The sequence below is a fragment of the Oceanicella sp. SM1341 genome (genome assembly GCF_003448965.1).
Lineage (GTDB): Bacteria > Pseudomonadota > Alphaproteobacteria > Rhodobacterales > Rhodobacteraceae > Paroceanicella.
Genome location: NZ_QRGC01000005.1, coordinates 93511 through 109362 on the forward strand (window position 1 = coordinate 93511; position 15852 = coordinate 109362).

Sequence of the window (15852 nt, forward strand, 5' to 3'; positions counted from 1 at the left end):
AGCACGCAAGCGCTTATACGGCCCCGGCTTCCGGCGCCGCGGCCCGGCCGGGGACAGGCGCCTGCGCCGCCGCGGGCCGTTATCGCGCGGCAGCGCGGAGCGGGCGGGGCGGGCGAGGCGGGGCGGAGGCTCAGGCCGGCCCGCGCCCTGCCGGCGGCCCGGCCCGGGGCTGCACCAGCGCGATGCCGAGCAGAACGAGCCCCAGCGCGGCCCAGACCGCGGAAGTATAGCCCTCGCTGAGCACCAGCATGCTCCAGAACACCCCGGCAACCGTGACGACATATCCCACCTGGGCCGAGAACACCGGCCCGGCGGCGCCGATCAGCCAGATGTAGCCCACGTAGCCCAGCACGTTGATGGCCGCTCCCCCGGCCAGCGCCCACTCCGCCCCCTCCCAGGGGCCGGAGAGGTCGAGCGTGCGGCCGGTCGCCATGGCCACGGGAAGCGAGATCATCAGCGAGATCGCCACGGCGCCGATGAGCATGGTCACCGGGTCGAGCCCCGGAGGGCTGCGCCGCGCCACCCAGCTGCCTTCCACCGCGTAGGCCAGGGCCGAGCCGATGCCGAGCAGCAGGTAGGGCGCCGCACCCGGGTCCGGCAGGGCCTCGGGCGAGGCGAGCAGCACGATGGCCGCCAGCCCCAGCACCACCCCGAGCAGCCGCAGCGGCGTGGGCCGGTCGAGCCTCAGCGCCGTGGCCAGCATCAGCGAGAACAGCGGCACGGTGGAGACCGCGACCACCGCGATGCCGGCCGGCAGATGTGCCAGCATCGAGAGCGAGAGCACCGAGGGCAGCAGGGTGCCGAACACCCCCACCCCGGCGCAGAACCCCAGCTCGCGCCGCCCCACCGGCAGGGGCGAGCCGCGCAGCAGCGCGATGGGAAGCAGGATCACGAGCGCGAAGCCCTGCTGCCACACCGCCATGCCCAGCGGGTCGTGGCCGGTCGAGGTGGCGATCTTGGTGACGGGAATGCCGAGCCCCCAGACCGCGCCCACGCCGAGCAGGATCGCCGAGAGCCGGGGCACGTTCATCGGGGCGCGGCCTCCGCGAGCTGCCCGCCCGAGCGCACCGCCCATACGCCGGTGGCCCGGCCGGTGCGGTCGTCGGTCTCGACCACCACGCCGGCGAGGGTGGCGGGGGTTTCCGCCGGGGTGAAGCGCCCGCCCGGCATGCCGGTCACGAAGCGGCGCAGCGGCTCGCCCGCGTCCATGCCGATCACGCTGTCATAGCTGCCGCACATGCCGGCATCGCTGAGATAGGCCGTGCCCTTCGAGAGGATCATCGCGTCGGCCGTGGGCACATGCGTGTGGGTGCCCACCACCAGCGAGGCCTGGCCGTTGCACCAGTGCCCGATGGCCATCTTCTCGGAGGTGGCCTCGGCGTGGATGTCGACCACGATGGCCGAGACGGCAGCACCCAGCGCGTGGCGGCGCAGCTCGGCCTCGAGCGCCGAGAACGGGTCGTCGTAGGGCTGTTTCATGAACACCCGGCCCAGCGCCTGCATCACCAGAACCCGGCGCCCGCGGCTGGCCTCGAAGATGCGCGCGCCGCGCCCCGGCGCCTGTTTCGAGATGTTGAGCGGCCGCACGATGCGCTCGTCGCGCTCGATATGGGTGAGCATGTCCTTCTGGTCGAAGGCATGGTCGCCGAGGGTCACGCAATCGGCCCCGGCCTCGAACAGCAGGGCGGCATGCGCCGCCGAGAGCCCGTGCCCCGAGGTCGCGTTCTCGCCGTTCACGATGGCGAAGTCGATCCGCCACTCGGTCTTCAGCCGGTTGAGGTTTTCCGTGATCGCGGTGCGCCCGGCGCGGCCCACGACATCGCCTAGAAAGAGAATACGCATGCTCCTGCTCTATCCGCAGCACCCCCGCCCGGCAAGACGCATGTCACCGCGCACGGTCAGGCGATCACGCCGGCCTCGGTCACCACCGCGTCGAGCGGGGCATCGGTGGGCTCCAGCGGCACCGCCGCGCAGCGCTGGCCCTCGTAGGCGAAACCGAGCGCGAGGCGCGGCCCCCGGGCGCGGAGCTGCGCCAGCGTGCGGTCGTAGAACCCGCCGCCGTAGCCCAGCCGGTTGCGCCCGGCATCGAAGCTCACCAGCGGCACCAGCAGCAGGTCCGGCTCCAGCCACGCGCCCTCCGCCGGCACGGCGGCGCCGAAGGGCCCGGGCACCAGCGCGGCGCCGGGGTTCCATTCGCGGAAGGCGAGCGGCGTGGCCTTTTCCACGATCACCGGCACGCAGACGCGCAGGCCGCGGTCGAGCAGCGCCTCCATCGCCGGGCGCGGGTCGATCTCGGTGCGGATGGGCAGGTAGCCCGAGGCGATGCGCGGCGCCGGCGCGCCCTCGCCGGCGCGGGCGTCGAGAAGGCCCAGAAGCCGTGCCGCCGCCGCCGCCCCCGCGAGGCCTGCCCCTGCCGCATGCGCCGCGGCCCGGCGTTCGAACCCGTCGCGGCGCGCCTGCGCCTTCACCTCGGCAATCATCCCGGCGCCTCCCCATGCGAAAACCGCCCCCTGCATGGCAGAGGGCCGGGCCTGCGTAAAGCGGAGCGTGGAGAAGGGCGGCGGGCCCGTCGCGACCGTGGAGGCGTCAGATCCTCGAGAGCCTGGATAACCAGGTGGGCGCCAGGTGCGATAGGCCACGGCCAGTCACAGAGCCAGCTCCCTCGAGCATGAATAGGCCACCAGGAAATGTCCCCGCACGGGAAGGACAGCACCCGCCAAGGGGAGATGTAGCGCCCGCCCGGGACGATTTACAGGGGGGCGGGCAGGAAATTCGCACGCCCCCCGGCGTTGACAGGCCCGTTCCCTTTGTGTTCCGTTAAGACCATGCAGGATACCCTCCCCCAGATGATGCCCGGCCAGGCGCTCGCCCGCGGCGCCTGCCGGATGCTGATGCGCGTGGGCTTCGCGCCCGTGACCGAATTCGTGCCCGGCCCGGGGCTCAGGGCAGACATCTTCGCGCTGGGGCCGAAGGGCGAGCTGTGGATCGTGGAGTGCAAGTCCGGCCTGGCGGACTACCGCTCGGACGCGAAATGGCAGGGCTACCTGGAGTGGTGCGACCGGTTCTTCTGGGCGGTGGACGCGGAGTTCCCGGCCGAGATCCTGCCCGAGGAGAGCGGCCTCGTGATCGCCGATCCGTATGACGGCGAGATCCTGCGCATGGGGGCGGAGAGCCGGCTGCCGGCCGCAAGGCGCACCGCCCTCACCCGGCGCTTCGCGCGCAGCGGCGCCGAGCGCCTGCGCCGCCTGCTCGACCCATGGCCGCAGGAGCTCACGGGCGGCGCCTGACCCCGGGTGCTGCGCCCGCCGCAGGCAAGCTGCCCCGCGATGCCTGGCGCTCCCGCCTCTCTCGCGTCATCCGCGCCGGAAGGCGAAGCGCCCGTGCCCCGCGGCGCCCGCCAGGCGCTTGCGCGGGCCGGTGGGGTCGCGGCCTGGCACCGCGGGGGCGCCTCTCCCGAGCCCCCCGCGGGTGTCTTTTCACCGCGCCGGGCGGCGCATCGGCATGCCCGGCGCGGCGCGGCTTACTTGCGGCCCTTGCCGCCGCCCTTCTTGGGCTTGGCCGCCGCGCGGGCCCGCTCGGCGGCGGCGCGCAGCTCCTCGGCGATCTCCTCGGCCTCCTCGGGGTCGAAGTCGAGCGGCAGGTCGATGCCGTCGCCCTCGATGTAGATGCGCACCATCCCCAGGCTGGTGGGCCCGATCTGGATGCCGGCCGGCGTGTCGCTCTCGCGGTCGATGCCCATGTCTGTCTCCGTTTCGCGTGGCTTCCGTTTCCTGCTAGAGTGCCGCGCAGACGGGCGCAAGCCCGCCGGCGCCCCCGCCTGTCGCGGATTGCGTACGGGCGGGGGCGAACGGGGGCTTGCATTCCCCGTCGGGCTGCCGTAGATGAGCCCCGCGTGCCGACGTAGCTCAGTTGGTTAGAGCACTAGATTGTGGATCTAGGGGTCCCCCGTTCGAGCCGGGGCGTCGGTACCATACCCCTCTTGCCCGGTGTTCTGGCCTGCATCTTCCCGCAGCCTTGCCCCCTTTCCCCCGTGCAACGCGGCTGTTACGGTTTTTCCGAAGCAACCCATGCATGGTGGTCCATGAATTCCCAATCAGGCTCTCTCAGCCTTTCGGTTTCCCCGAATCTTTCCTCCGACGATTTCGATGGCCTGCGCGACTGGATCCGCGAATACCGTGTGGAGGAAATCGAATGCGTCACCCCCGACCTCGCGGGAATCGCCCGGGGCAAGGTGATGCCGGCGGCGAAATTCATCCGGGAAACCGGCATCAAGCTGCCCACCTCGATGTTCTTCTCCACCATCAACGGCGACTACGCCGAGGAGGTGGGCTCCGCCCTCTACACCGACAGCGACCTCACCCTGGTGCCGGACCTCTCCACCACCCGCGCCGTGCCCTGGGCCACCGACGCCTCGCTGCAGATCATCCATGACGTGCAGGACCGCGACGGCAACGTCTTCCCGGTCGCGCCCCGCCAGGTGCTGCGGCGGGTCTGCGAGCTCTACGCGGCGAAGGGCTGGGTGCCGGTGGTGGCGCCCGAGCTCGAATTCTACCTCACCCAGCCCAACACCGACCCCGACCTGCCGCTCGAGCCGCCGGTGGGCCGCTCCGGCCGGCGCAGCCACGGCAACCAGGCCTTCTCGCTTTCCGCGGTCGATGAATACGAGCGGGTGATCGAGCTGATCTACGATTACGCCGACGCGCAGAACCTGCAGATCGACACGATCATCCAGGAATCGGGCGCCGCCCAGCTCGAGATCAACACCATCCACGGCCACCCGATGAAGCTCGCCGACGAGGTGTTCCTCTTCAAGCGGCTGATCCGCGAGGCCGCCCTGCGCTGCGGCTGCTACGCCACCTTCATGGCCCGCCCCTATTCCGACCAGCCCGGCTCGGCCATGCACATCCACATGTCGGTGGAGGACCAGGCGGGCAACAACGTGTTCTCCCTGCCCGACGGCAAGGCCTCCGACCTCTACAATTTCTTCGTCGGCGGCCAGCAGCAGTTCTTCCACGCCGCCGCCGCCCTCGCCGCGCCTTACGTAAACTCCTACCGCCGGCTGGTGCCCGGCTGGTCCGCCCCCATCAACCTCGACTGGGGCGAGGACAACCGCACCACCGGCCTGCGCAGCCCGCAGGCGAGCCCGCGCGGCCGCCGGGTGGAAAACCGCGTGGTGGGGGCGGATGCGAACCCCTACCTCGCCCTCGCCGCCTGCCTCGCCTGCGGCTACCTGGGCATGACCCAGCAGATCAAGCCGCGCGTGAAGGTGGATTTCGAGACCGACAGCTACACCCGCGCCCGCGACCTGCCCTATTCGCTGCTCGACGGGGTGGACGCGCTTGGCGGCTCGAAGGACATGCGCGAGGTGCTCGGCCCCCAGTTCGTCGACATCTACGCCGCGGTGAAGCGCGCCGAGCATGACCAGTTCATGCGCGTGATCAGCCCCTGGGAGCGCGAGCACCTGCTGCTCAACGTCTGAGCCCCCTGCCCCGATACCGAAGCCTGAAAGACCCCCGATGAGCAGCGCCGACCTTCTCCACTGGAACGACCGCCCGGGCCAGCACGCCCCCTCCTGGTACGCCGAGAGCGCCCGCCCCTTCCCCGACCAGCCGCCCCTTGCCGGCGACGTGACCGCCGATGTCTGCGTGGTGGGCGGCGGCTTCACCGGGCTCTCGGCGGCGCTGCATCTCGCCGAGCGCGGCTTCTCCGTGCGGGTGCTGGAGGCGCATCGCGCCGGCTGGGGCGCCTCGGGGCGCAACGGCGGCCAGGTCGCCTCCGGCCAGCGCATCGCCCAGGACGAGATCGAGCAGATGGTGGGGCGCGAGCATGCCCGCCGCGCCTTCGACATCGGCACCGGCGCCGCCCAGCTGGTGCGCGACCTGATCGACCGCCACGGCATCGACTGCGCCTACAAGCCCGGCGTGATGGAGGCAAACCATCGCAAGCGCTTCGATTCCCACGCGAAACATTACGTGGAGAAGCTGCGCTCCGAGTATGACTACCACTCCGTGCGCTACCTCGAGCCCGCGGAAGTCTCCGACATGCTGGGCACGAAGGTGTTCTCCGCCGGCATGATCGACATGGCCTCGGGCCACATCCACCCGCTCAACTTCGCCCGCGGCCTCGCCGCCGCGGCGCTCTCCGCCGGCGCGGTGATCAACGAGCGCTCGCAGGTGACCGGCATCAGCCAGGGCCCGAAGGTGACCGTGCGCACCGAGGGCGGCTCGGTGACCGCCGACCACCTCATCCTCGCCTGCAACGGCTACATCGGCGACCTCGAGCCGGAAACCAACGCCCGGGTGCAGCCGATCAACTCCTATGTCATCGCCACCGAGCCGCTCTCCGAGGAGCTGGCGGCCGAGGTGAACCGCGACGATGTCGCCATCTTCGACACCCGTTTCGTGGTGAACTACTGGCGCCTGTCCGAGGACCGGCGGATGATCTTCGGCGGCCGCGAGAGCTACGGCTACCGCTTCCCCGACGACATCAAGGAAAGCGTGTTCCGCCGCATGCTCACCCTCTATCCCCAGCTCTCGCACGTGAAGGTCACGCATGGCTGGGGCGGCACGCTGGGCATCACTTGGTCGCGCCTGCCCTGCTTCCGGCGCGTGGGCGGCAACATCCTGTCGCTGTCCGGTTACTCCGGCTCGGGCGTGGCCATGGCCACCATGGCCGGCCAGATCGGCGCCGAGACCATCGCCGGCCAGGCCGAACGCTTCGACGTGATGGCCGGCCTGCCGACAAAGCCCTTCCCCGGCGGCCCCGGCTTCCGCCACGCGCTCATGTCGCTGGGAATGCTGTGGTTCTCGCTGCGCGACCGTCTCTGACCGGCGGCAGCGCGGCCCGCCCCGGGCGAGGTTGCCCGGTCCGAGACCACCCCGGGCGACCGCCGCGCGCAGCCACCGCGAGTGACTGCACCGCGTGAGCGCCCCGGACGACTGCCCGAGTGACGGTCCCGGGCGCGCGATTCCGGCAGGCGCCTCACCCCGCGCCGCGCCTCGGGGCAAGCGCAGCCCGGGCCCGACCCGAAGCCCCCTTCCCCCAAGAGGATCCGCGGCACGCGGAGCCCGAGACAGGAGGCGTGACCGGCCCCGCCCGGGGCCGGTCTCCGTATCGCGACGGGCTCAGCGGGTGAGGAACGCGTCCACCGCGGCGATGAACTCCCGCGGCTTCTCCGCATGCAACCAGTGGCCGGCGCCCGCCAGCGTCTCGAACTCGGCGGCGGGGAACAGCGCGCGCACCGCCTCCTCGTGCTTTGGCCGCACGTAGGGCGATTTCTCGCCGTGCAGGAACAGCGCCGGGCCGTCGAAGCGCCCCTGCGTGCCCGGCCACTCGATCACCTCCTCCATCACCGCGTCGAGCGCGTCGAGGTTGAGCTTCCAGCGCGCGCCCTCCGGCGTCACCGCGAGGCTCTGCAGCAGGAAGGCGCGCATCGCAGGGTCGTCGATGTCGCGGGCGAGCTGCGCATCCGCCTCGCCCCGGGCGGTCACCGCGCCGAGGTCCACCTTGCGCATCGCGGCGATGAACTCCGCGTGGCTGTGGCTGTAGGACACCGGCGCGATATCCGCGACGATGAGCTTGCGCAGCAGCGCCCCCTCGCGCAGCGCCAGCACCATCGCCGCCTTGCCGCCCATCGAGTGGCCCAGCAGGTCGGCCGTGCCGCCGCACAGCTCGCGGATCACCGCGGCGATGTCGCCCGCCATGTCGTCGTAGCTGTGGCCGGGGGCGTGGAAACTGTCGCCGTGGTTGCGCTGGTCGACCACGACCACGCGGCGGGCGGCGGCGAGCTTGCGCGCGATCGCCCGCCAGTTCCGCGCCGAGCCGAAGAGCCCGTGCACGATCACCAGCGGCGGTGCGGTCTCCTCGCCCTCAGGCGCGTAGATGTCATGGTTGAGCAGGGTCATGCGCGGGTCTCCTCGCCGGGTTGCGCCCGAAGGCTGTCCTCCCCGGGGATGTAGAGCAATTCGCCGCGCATTTGAAACCTGCACCGCGGCAGGGCGCGGGGGCGGCGCGAAAACCGTTGCGCGGGCGCCGGCACGGCGGCATCGTCGGGGCTGCGGCCGCCGCCGGGGGCAGGCCGCTGAAGGGCACGCCCTGTCACACGCCTGCCCGAAAACCATCCTACGCAGGTCGCCCCGCCCGTTTGCGCAGAAGGATCCCCCATGCTCGACCGCCGCTCCTTCCTCCTCGGTGCCGCCGCCGGCGGCGCGATGATCTCGCTCCACCCGTTCTCCGCCCGCGCCGCCGCCGGCCAGGCCCACCTGCGCGTGCTCTCGACCACCGACCTGCACGTGCATGTCTACCCTTACGACTATTACGCCGACCGGCCGACCGACACCCACGGCCTCGCCCGCACCGCCGCCATCATCCGCGACATCCGCGCCGAATCGACCAACTCGATCCTGGTCGACAACGGCGACTACCTGCAGGGCAACCCGATGGGCGACTACATCGCCTACGAGCGCGGCATGAAGGAGGGCGACCTGCACCCGGTCATCCAGGCGATGAACGTGCTGGGCTACGATTGCGGCACGCTGGGCAACCACGAGTTCAACTACGGCGTGGGCTTCCTCGACAAGGTGAACGCCGGCGCGAATTTCCCCGTGGTCTGCGCGAATTTCGCGAAAAGCCTCGGCGCCGCCCCGCGCGAGGACGCCCTGCACCTGAAGCCTTACGTGCTGCTCGACCGCGAGGTCACCGACGGCGCGGGCGAGACGCACCCGATCCGCATCGGGCTCATCGGCTTCGTGCCGCCGCAGATCCTGCAATGGGACCAGAAGCACCTCGAGGGGAAATTCGCCGCGCGCGACATCCTCGCCGCCGCCCGGGCCTGGGTGCCCGAGATGCGCGAGGCGGGGGCGGATATCGTCGTCGCCCTCTCGCATTCCGGCATCGACCCGCGCCCCGAGGCCGAGCACATGGAGAACGCCTCCTGGCACGTGGCGGGCGTGGAGGGCATCGACGCGGTGGTGACCGGGCACAGCCATCTCGTCTTCCCCGGCCCGAAGTTCGACGCCGCCGCCGGCATCGACCCGGAGAAGGGCACGCTGCAGGGCAAGCCCGCCACCATGGGCGGCTTCTGGGGCTCGCACATGGGGCTCATCGACCTGATGCTGGAGCGCGACGGCGCGGGCTGGCGCGTGCTCTCCGCCGAGACCGGCGCGCGGCCGATCTACGAGCGGGTGGAGAAGGAGAACATCCCCCTCGTCGAGAGCGATGCGGCGGTGCTCGACGCCATCCGCCCCGAGCACGAGGCGACGCTCGCCTACATCCGCCGCCCGGTGGGCGAGACCTCGGCGCCGCTGCATTCCTACTTCGCGCTGGTGGCGGACGACCCCTCGGTGCAGATCGTGAACCAGGCGCAGAGCGCCTATGTGGCCGAGATGATGCGCGGCACCGAGTGGGAAGGGCTCACCATCCTCTCTGCCGCCGCCCCCTTCAAGGCCGGCGGCCGCGGCGGCCCGGAGTATTACACCGACGTGGCGCCGGGGCCGGTGGCGATCAAGAACGTCTCCGACCTCTACCTCTACCCCAACACCATCCGCGCGGTGCTGATCGACGGCGCCACGGTGCGCGAATGGCTGGAGATGTCGGCCGGCATCTTCAACCAGGTGCCCGAGGGGGCGGAGGACGCGGTGCTGCTCAACCCCGGCTTCCCCTCCTACAATTTCGACGTGATCGACGGGGTGAGCTACGAGATCGACCTCACGCAGCCGCCGCGCTACACCGCGAAGGGCGAACTGGCAAACCCCGACACGCACCGCATCGTGAACCTGATGCGGGACGGCAAGCCCCTGGACGAAGGGCAGAAATTCGTCGTCGCCACCAACAATTACCGCGCGGGCGGCGGCGGCAATTTCCCCGGCTGCGACGGCTCGACCATCATCTTCGTCGGGCCCGACACCAACCGCGACGTGCTGGTGCGCTACATCGTGGAGAAGGGCACGGTGAACCCCTCGGCCGACGGCAACTGGCGCTTCGCCCCGGCGGGCGGCGCCACGGTGCTGTTCGAGAGCGGGCCGAAGGGGCGGGAGCATCTGGGGCAGGTGAAGGGAGTGGACATATCGGAGGCCGGCGAGGGCGCGGAGGGGTTCGCGCGCTACCGCATCACCCTCTGACCCCGGCGCGGGGGCCCGGCCGGGCGTCTTGCCCTCGGGGGCATCGAGCCCCGTCGGGCAAGGGCCGGCTGCCGCCGGCCGGCCCGGCCCCCCACGCGCCCTCCCGGCTTGCCAGAGCGCGGCGCCGCCGCTATAGGGACCGCGGACGATTGCGCGCCTTCCCGGCGCGGCTGCATTCTTTCGAGGAACCGATGGCCAAGATCAACGGCAATGAAATCCGTCCCGGCAACACGCTGGAACATGATGGCGGCCTCTGGGTCGCGGTGAAGGTGAGCCACGTGAAGCCCGGCAAGGGCGGCGCATTCGCCCAGGTCGAGATGAAGAACCTGCGCAACGGCTCGAAGCTCAACGAGCGCTTCCGCTCCGCCGACAAGGTGGAACAGGTGCGCCTCGAGCAGAAGGACCAGCAGTTCCTCTTCGAGAGCGACGGCATGCTGACCTTCATGGACAGCGAGACCTTCGAGCAGATCGCCCTGCCGGCAGACCTGCTGGGCGACCGCCGCCCCTTCCTGCAGGACGGCATGACCGTGACCATCGAGTACTACGACGTGGAGGCGCTGAACGTCTCCCTGCCCGAGAAGGTGACCTGCACCGTCGAGGAGACGGAGCCGGTGGTGAAGGGCCAGACCGCGGCGAACAGCTTCAAGCCGGCCACGCTCGACAACGGCGTGCGCATCACCGTGCCGCCCTTCGTGGCGCAGGGCGAGCGGATCATCGTCAACACCGAGACCTTCGAGTACGTCGAGCGCGCCTGAGCCGCGCCCGGCCCCGTGACACAGCAGCCCCCGGCCCGGCCGGGGGTTTTGCGTTTCGCCCCTCCGGCGCTTGCGCGCGAACGCGCCCCGGTTGTATGCGGAACAGGACCCGACCCGGAAGGACCGAACACCCATGAGCACCGCATCCCCGAATCTCAACGTGATGATCAAGGCGGCCCGCAAGGCGGCCCGCGGCCTGGTGCGCGATTTCGGCGAGGTGGAGAACCTGCAGGTCTCGATGAAATCCGCCGGCGACTTCGTGTCCCGCGCCGACATCAAGGCCGAGCAGGTGATCCGCGAGGAGCTGATGGAAGCCCGGCCGAACTACGGCTGGGTGGGCGAGGAAAGCGACGCCGTGACCGGCAAGGACCCCACGCGCCGCTGGATCGTCGACCCGCTGGACGGCACCTCGAACTTCCTGCACGGCCTGCCGCACTGGGCGATCTCCATCGCCCTGGAGCACAAGGGGGAGATCGTGGCCGGCGTGATCTACGATCCGATCAAGGACGAGATGTTCACCGCCGAGAAGGGCTCCGGCGCCTGGCTCAACGACCGCCGCCTGCGGGTGAGCGGCCGGCGCGAGATGATCGGCTGCCTCTTCGCCACCGGCCTGCCCTTCGCCGGCAAGGGCGACCTGCCCGCCACCCTGCGCGACCTCGGCCGCCTGCTGCCGCAGTGCTCGGGCGTGCGCCGCATGGGCTCTGCCGCGCTCGACATGGCCTATGTCGCCGCCGGCCGCTACGACGGCTACTGGGAGCGCTCGATCAACATCTGGGACATCGCCGCGGGCGTCGTGATCGTGCGCGAGGCGGGCGGTTTCCTCGGCGGCATGGGCGAGGCCGACATCCTGGAAGCCGGCTCCGTGCTCTGCGCCAACGAGCCGATGTACGCGCCCCTGCGCAAGCTGCTGGTGGACTGACCCCGGGGCCGCGGCCCGCGTATCCCGGACGCCCCGCTCGCACCGCGACGCGGGGCGTTTTCGTGACAGGCGTCCGCGCGCCTCCGCGCCCCCCCTACCGACGCCACGCCGTCATCAGCGGGCCGTCGGCGCCGAAGACCGGGTCCGTTGCGGGCAGCGGCACGCGGGCGATCAGCGCGGGGCCGTCGCCACGGTCTTCCGGGCGGCCGCGGCGGGTTTCGAAACGCTCCTGGCCCGGCGGGTAGGCGCCGCAGACCTCGAAATCCGGGCTGGAGGAGAGACGACAATGGCCGGTGCCGGCGGGCAGGATCAGCGTGTCGCCGGCGCTCACGGTGAAACGCTCGCCCGTCGGGCCTCCCAGCATCAACTCGGCCGTGCCGGCGGAGACGGACAGCGCCTCGTGCGCGTCCGGATGCCAGTGGTGGTAGTCGAACACCGTCCACACCCATCCGCCGCCCCAGCCGTTGGCCGCCAGGACGCGCTGCACCCCCGGCGCACCGAGGCCCGGGTCCAGCGCGCCGCGCAGGATGACCACGGCCAGCCCGGGGTTGTTCGGGATCACGCCGTCATCGGCGAAATGCCGGGTGATCACCTCGCAGTTTCCACTCATCCCGCGGCCCTCCCATGTCCGATCTCTCTGCCGGCCGAACGCGCGGCTCGCGCCACGGTTCCGCCCGATCGGCCGAGCCGACCGGGGCGCCGGCGCGTGTCCGGTCGGCCGCGGTGCGGTGCCGACTGCCATCCGGTGCGCCTGCCGCAGACAGGAATTGCCCGCCGCGGGCTTCGGGCTTCGGGCTTCGGGGATGACGCGCCTCGCGCCTGTTCGCCCGGCGTCACGCGCGTCGCCCCTCCCGGTACAAGGCTGGCAGATGCGCGCGCGGCGTGTGTTCGCGCGCATGGCCGGCAGGCCCGGCGGCTCACCCGGCCCGCGGGCGGCAGCGCCGTGCGCGCAGCGGGGTGCTTCGCTCCCCGAGGGCCGCGACCGGGCGCCTCGCCCGGGCGCCGCTCAATGCTCCGATGGCGGGCCCGCAAGCCGGCGTTCAGGCCTCGATGCGGCGCAACACCGCCTCGCCGGCACGCATCTCGCCCGTGGCCCGGTCGAGCCGCACCAGCGCCAGCGCCTCGCCGCCTGCGACAGAGCCGATGGTGCCGACAGACTTGCCGTCGGCATTGCTGATCTCGGCGCCCGGCGGCGGGGCAGTTCCTTCGACCGCGAGGCGCACGAGGCCACGGCGCAGCTCCGCCTTGTGCTTCATGCGCGCCGTCACCTCCTGGCCCACGTAGCAGCCCTTGCGGAAATCGACCCCGTGCAGCCGCTCGAACCCGGCCTCGAGGATGAAGGTCTCGTCGCGGCGCAGCTCCGCCCCGGTGGCCGGCACGCCCAGCCGCACCCGCAGCGCCTCGTGCGCGGCGCGGGCCGCGGCATCCACGGGCAGGTCGAGCGCGGAGGCCGGCGCGTAGACCCGCAGGCCGAGCGCGGGCTCGCGCGGGTCGGTGACGGCGAGCAGCCCCGCGGGCGGCGCGGCGCCCTGCGGCAGCAGCGCCACGCCGAGGCCCGAGTCGGCGATGGTCACGTCCCTGCGCAGCCGGTACATGGCGAGACGGCGGGCCAGCGCCTCCGCCCCCTCGGCATCGGTGTCGAGCAGCACATCCGCGCCGTCGGCCACCAGCAGGAAATCATGGAGAAACTTGCCCTGCGGGCTCAGCAGCGCCGCGTAGAGGGGCGCGCCCTCCCCCAGCCGGCGGACATCGTTGGTCACCAGCCCCTGCAACAGCTCGCGCGCATCCGGCCCCGAGAGGCGCAGGATGGCGCGTGTATCGTCGAAGAACCCACCCGTCGCGGTGGCCCCAAGCGGCTCGGTCGGCATGATTACACCCTCCATCGGCAAACTCGAGTGTCGCGCAACCCGATCCGGACAGGTATAAATCCTCAACAGTCATGGCAAGGTATCGTCACGCATGTCGGCTCCGATTTCGGTGATCATCCCCACGCAGGACGAGGCGGCCAGCCTCGGGCCCTGCCTGCGCGCGCTCTACGACGGGCTCGGCGCCGGGCTGCTGCGCGAGCTGATCATCGCCGACGGCGGCTCCGGCGACGGGATCGAGGAACTGGCCGAGGAACTGGGCGCGCGGGTGGTGCATGCGCCGGGCGGGCGCGGCCACCAGCTCGCCGCCGCGGCGGCCGAGGCGCGCGGCGCCTGGCTGCTGGTGCTGCACCCGGGCAGCGTGCCCGGCCCCGGCTGGATCGAGGCGGTGAGCGGGCATATCCGCACCCGTCCGGGCAAGGCTGGCTGGTTCCGCCTGCGCTTCGATGCGCCCGGCCTCGCCCCCGCGCTGGTGGCCGGCTGGGCGAACTGGCGCTCGCGCGTGCTTGGCCTGCCGCTGGGCGACCAGGGCCTGCTGGTGCCGCGCGGCCTCTACGAGCGCGCCGGCGGCTACCCGGAGGCGGCGCGGTTCGAGGACGTGGCCCTGGCGCGCGCCCTCTCCGGCCAGCTGCTGCCCCTCGATGCCGAGGTGACCGCCGCGGCCGAACCCTACCGCGCGCAGGGCTGGTGGACCGGCGGGCTGCGGCACTGGCTGGGGCTCGCCGCCCACAGTCTCGGGACGCGGGCCGGAACGCCGCTCAGGCGCCTCGCCCGGGGCGGGCGCAATGGCTGACGGCCGCTGCCGGACGGTCCTGCTGCTCGGCACCCGGCCCGGGCTGGCACCGGCGCCCTCGACCGGCGCGCTGGAGCGGCCCCGCCTGTCCTTCCCGCTGGCCCGGTTGCGCGAGCGCGCGCTGCACCGGCGCCTCGCGCATGACCGGCGCTGGAGCGTGCTCGACGCGAGCCGCTGCCCCGCGCCCCGTTCCTGCGCCGCCCCCGAGGGCGAGGCGCTGGCCCGGCTGCTGCGCGCCACCCCGCCCGGGCCCGTGCTGCTGGTCGACAGCCGGGTGCCCGGCATCGGGCGCGCGCAGATCGCCGAGGCCTTCGCGGCCCTCACCCGGGCCGACGCGGTGTTCGGCCCCACACCGGAGGGCGGCTACTGGCTGATGGGCCTCGCCCGCGCCGGCCGGCCGGTGCCCGGAGCGCTGTTCCGCGACGTGCGCTGGCACAGCCGCCACGTGCTGGGCGACACGCTGGCCGGGCTGCAGGGCCAGCGCGTGGCCTTCGTCACCCCGCTCGACGAGCCTGCCCCTCCCGGCCCTCCGGCGGCGGAGGAGCCGCCGCGTCAGCCGGCCTTGAGGCTGGTGGTCACGTAGTTCACCGAGAGATCGCGCTGCGAGAGGCTCCAGCTCCAGCCCAGCGGGTTGAACACGAAGCCCGTGCGGTCCACCGGCTCCAGCCCCGCGGTGCGGATCAGTGCGAAGAGCTCGTCGGGCGTGATGAAGCGGTGCCACTCGTGCGTGCCCTTCGGCAGCCAGCGCATCACCCATTCCGCCCCCACGATGGCCATGGCGAAGCTCTTGGGATTGCGGTTGATGGTGGAGCAGATCATCATGCCGCCGGGGCGCAGCAGGGCGGCGCAGGCGTCGAGATAGGCCTGGGGGTCGGCCACGTGCTCGACCACTTCCATGTTCAGCACCACGTCGAACTGCTCGCCGGCGGCGGCCATCTCCTCGGCCGTGCCGGCGCGGTAGTCGATGTCGAGCCCGGACTGCTCGGCGTGGATGCGCGCCACGGGGATGTTGCGCTCCGCCGCGTCGACCCCGGTGACGGAGGCGCCGAGTCGGGCCATCGGCTCGCAGAGCAGCCCGCCGCCGCAGCCGATGTCGAGCAGGCGCAGCCCCTCGAAGGGCCTGGGCGCGGAAAGGTCGCGGCCGAATTCCGCCGCGATCTGGTCGGTGATGTAGCCCAGCCGGCAGGGGTTGAGCATGTGCAGGGGCTTGAACTTGCCCTTCGGGTCCCACCACTCCGCCGCCATGGCCTCGAACTTGGCGATTTCTGCGGTATCGACGGTTGTCTGCATCTTTCTCTCCTGCCGCGACTTCGGGAGTATGGATTTTCCCGCCGCCCGCGTTATGACATAGTGCAACCATGCGCGAAAACGTGACACATGATGGCGCCGACCCGAGACGGGG

The 15852-nt window shown here is 71.9% G+C and carries 16 protein-coding genes and 1 tRNA gene; 9 read left to right on the top strand and 8 right to left on the bottom strand.

Annotation, left to right across the window (positions count from 1 at the left end; genetic code table 11):
• Window positions 1–130: 130 nt before the first annotated feature.
• From D3P35_RS06955 to D3P35_RS06965, 3 genes are read right to left on the bottom strand one after another with little or no spacing between them, the layout of a single operon-like run.
• Window positions 131–1030: a DMT family transporter gene (locus D3P35_RS06955; protein ID WP_198670497.1), complete on the bottom strand. Its 900-nt coding sequence runs from the start codon at window positions 1028–1030 to the stop codon at window positions 131–133.
• Window positions 1027–1842 (bottom strand): TIGR00282 family metallophosphoesterase, encoded by an 816-nt coding sequence (locus D3P35_RS06960; protein ID WP_118133886.1) that lies wholly within the window; start codon window positions 1840–1842, stop codon window positions 1027–1029. Before D3P35_RS06960 ends, D3P35_RS06955 begins: the two co-directional genes overlap by 4 nt.
• 56 nt (window positions 1843–1898) lie before the next feature.
• The gene (locus D3P35_RS06965) at window positions 1899–2480 is read right to left on the bottom strand and encodes a 5-formyltetrahydrofolate cyclo-ligase (RefSeq protein WP_118133888.1); all 582 of its coding nucleotides are present in this window, start codon (window positions 2478–2480) and stop codon (window positions 1899–1901) included.
• 345 nt (window positions 2481–2825) lie between these two features.
• Between D3P35_RS06965 and D3P35_RS06970 the strand changes: the two genes are divergently transcribed.
• Window positions 2826–3287 carry an MmcB family DNA repair protein gene (locus D3P35_RS06970; RefSeq protein ID WP_232830412.1) on the top strand — a complete coding sequence of 154 codons (462 nt, stop codon included), beginning with the start codon at window positions 2826–2828 and terminating at the stop codon, window positions 3285–3287.
• A 233-nt stretch (window positions 3288–3520) separates the two neighbouring features.
• Here the strand turns inward: D3P35_RS06970 and D3P35_RS06975 are convergent, their stop codons facing one another.
• On the bottom strand, window positions 3521–3739 hold the full coding sequence (locus tag D3P35_RS06975; protein WP_118133893.1) for a DUF6324 family protein: 219 nt from the start codon (window positions 3737–3739) through the stop codon (window positions 3521–3523).
• Between the two features lie 155 nt (window positions 3740–3894).
• Between D3P35_RS06975 and D3P35_RS06980 the strand changes: the two genes are divergently transcribed.
• The 3 genes from D3P35_RS06980 (at window position 3895) to D3P35_RS06990 (ending at window position 6827) form a co-directional block, all read left to right on the top strand.
• Window positions 3895–3971 (top strand) — tRNA-His (locus D3P35_RS06980).
• A gap of 110 nt (window positions 3972–4081) precedes the next feature.
• The gene (locus D3P35_RS06985; RefSeq protein ID WP_118133895.1) at window positions 4082–5479 is read left to right on the top strand and encodes a glutamine synthetase family protein; all 1398 of its coding nucleotides are present in this window, start codon (window positions 4082–4084) and stop codon (window positions 5477–5479) included.
• A 37-nt stretch (window positions 5480–5516) separates the two neighbouring features.
• Window positions 5517–6827, top strand: coding sequence for an FAD-binding oxidoreductase (locus tag D3P35_RS06990; protein ID WP_118133897.1), 1311 nt, complete (start codon window positions 5517–5519; stop codon window positions 6825–6827).
• A 297-nt stretch (window positions 6828–7124) separates the two neighbouring features.
• On the opposite strand, the gene D3P35_RS06995 is transcribed toward D3P35_RS06990, so the two are convergent.
• Entirely contained in the window at window positions 7125–7898 is a 774-nt protein-coding gene (locus D3P35_RS06995; RefSeq protein WP_370030541.1) for an alpha/beta fold hydrolase, read from the bottom strand.
• A 264-nt stretch (window positions 7899–8162) separates the two neighbouring features.
• Here D3P35_RS06995 and D3P35_RS07000 point away from each other — a divergent pair, with 264 nt between their 5' ends.
• From D3P35_RS07000 to D3P35_RS07010, 3 genes are all read left to right on the top strand, one after another.
• Window positions 8163–10118: a bifunctional 2',3'-cyclic-nucleotide 2'-phosphodiesterase/3'-nucleotidase gene (locus D3P35_RS07000; RefSeq protein ID WP_118133901.1), complete on the top strand. Its 1956-nt coding sequence runs from the start codon at window positions 8163–8165 to the stop codon at window positions 10116–10118.
• A 191-nt stretch (window positions 10119–10309) separates the two neighbouring features.
• Window positions 10310–10873 carry an elongation factor P gene (gene efp / locus D3P35_RS07005; protein ID WP_118133903.1) on the top strand — a complete coding sequence of 188 codons (564 nt, stop codon included), beginning with the start codon at window positions 10310–10312 and terminating at the stop codon, window positions 10871–10873.
• 133 nt (window positions 10874–11006) lie between these two features.
• The gene (locus D3P35_RS07010; RefSeq protein ID WP_118133905.1) at window positions 11007–11792 is read left to right on the top strand and encodes an inositol monophosphatase family protein; all 786 of its coding nucleotides are present in this window, start codon (window positions 11007–11009) and stop codon (window positions 11790–11792) included.
• Between the two features lie 94 nt (window positions 11793–11886).
• On the opposite strand, the gene D3P35_RS07015 is transcribed toward D3P35_RS07010, so the two are convergent.
• Window positions 11887–12402: a cupin domain-containing protein gene (locus D3P35_RS07015; protein ID WP_118133907.1), complete on the bottom strand. Its 516-nt coding sequence runs from the start codon at window positions 12400–12402 to the stop codon at window positions 11887–11889.
• Window positions 12403–12832: 430 nt separating this feature from the next.
• On the bottom strand, window positions 12833–13660 hold the full coding sequence (locus tag D3P35_RS07020; protein ID WP_118133909.1) for a folate-binding protein YgfZ: 828 nt from the start codon (window positions 13658–13660) through the stop codon (window positions 12833–12835).
• Between the two features lie 91 nt (window positions 13661–13751).
• Between D3P35_RS07020 and D3P35_RS07025 the strand changes: the two genes are divergently transcribed.
• The gene (locus D3P35_RS07025; protein WP_118133911.1) at window positions 13752–14450 is read left to right on the top strand and encodes a glycosyltransferase; all 699 of its coding nucleotides are present in this window, start codon (window positions 13752–13754) and stop codon (window positions 14448–14450) included.
• Window positions 14443–15033, top strand: a complete 591-nt coding sequence (locus D3P35_RS07030; protein ID WP_118133913.1) for a DUF2064 domain-containing protein — start codon at window positions 14443–14445, stop codon at window positions 15031–15033. The genes D3P35_RS07025 and D3P35_RS07030 overlap by 8 nt, the downstream gene beginning before the upstream one ends.
• On the opposite strand, the gene ubiG is transcribed toward D3P35_RS07030, so the two are convergent.
• A complete protein-coding gene (gene ubiG, locus D3P35_RS07035) occupies window positions 15003–15740 on the bottom strand; it encodes a bifunctional 2-polyprenyl-6-hydroxyphenol methylase/3-demethylubiquinol 3-O-methyltransferase UbiG (protein ID WP_118133915.1) in 738 nt (245 codons plus the stop codon). The two genes, D3P35_RS07030 and ubiG, sit on opposite strands and share 31 nt — an antisense overlap.
• Between the last annotated feature and the right edge of the window lie 112 nt (window positions 15741–15852).

Coding starts and splice junctions, on each gene's coding strand:
- D3P35_RS06955 (WP_198670497.1), bottom strand. CDS start 1,030: ATGAACGTGCCCCGGCTCTCGGCGATCCTGCTCGGCGTGGGCGCGGTC.
- D3P35_RS06960 (WP_118133886.1), bottom strand. CDS start 1,842: ATGCGTATTCTCTTTCTAGGCGATGTCGTGGGCCGCGCCGGGCGCACC.
- D3P35_RS06965 (WP_118133888.1), bottom strand. CDS start 2,480: ATGATTGCCGAGGTGAAGGCGCAGGCGCGCCGCGACGGGTTCGAACGC.
- D3P35_RS06970 (WP_232830412.1), top strand. CDS start 2,826: ATGCAGGATACCCTCCCCCAGATGATGCCCGGCCAGGCGCTCGCCCGC.
- D3P35_RS06975 (WP_118133893.1), bottom strand. CDS start 3,739: ATGGGCATCGACCGCGAGAGCGACACGCCGGCCGGCATCCAGATCGGG.
- D3P35_RS06985 (WP_118133895.1), top strand. CDS start 4,082: ATGAATTCCCAATCAGGCTCTCTCAGCCTTTCGGTTTCCCCGAATCTT.
- D3P35_RS06990 (WP_118133897.1), top strand. CDS start 5,517: ATGAGCAGCGCCGACCTTCTCCACTGGAACGACCGCCCGGGCCAGCAC.
- D3P35_RS07000 (WP_118133901.1), top strand. CDS start 8,163: ATGCTCGACCGCCGCTCCTTCCTCCTCGGTGCCGCCGCCGGCGGCGCG.
- efp (WP_118133903.1), top strand. CDS start 10,310: ATGGCCAAGATCAACGGCAATGAAATCCGTCCCGGCAACACGCTGGAA.
- D3P35_RS07010 (WP_118133905.1), top strand. CDS start 11,007: ATGAGCACCGCATCCCCGAATCTCAACGTGATGATCAAGGCGGCCCGC.
- D3P35_RS07015 (WP_118133907.1), bottom strand. CDS start 12,402: ATGAGTGGAAACTGCGAGGTGATCACCCGGCATTTCGCCGATGACGGC.
- D3P35_RS07020 (WP_118133909.1), bottom strand. CDS start 13,660: ATGCCGACCGAGCCGCTTGGGGCCACCGCGACGGGTGGGTTCTTCGAC.
- D3P35_RS07025 (WP_118133911.1), top strand. CDS start 13,752: ATGTCGGCTCCGATTTCGGTGATCATCCCCACGCAGGACGAGGCGGCC.
- D3P35_RS07030 (WP_118133913.1), top strand. CDS start 14,443: ATGGCTGACGGCCGCTGCCGGACGGTCCTGCTGCTCGGCACCCGGCCC.
- ubiG (WP_118133915.1), bottom strand. CDS start 15,740: ATGCAGACAACCGTCGATACCGCAGAAATCGCCAAGTTCGAGGCCATG.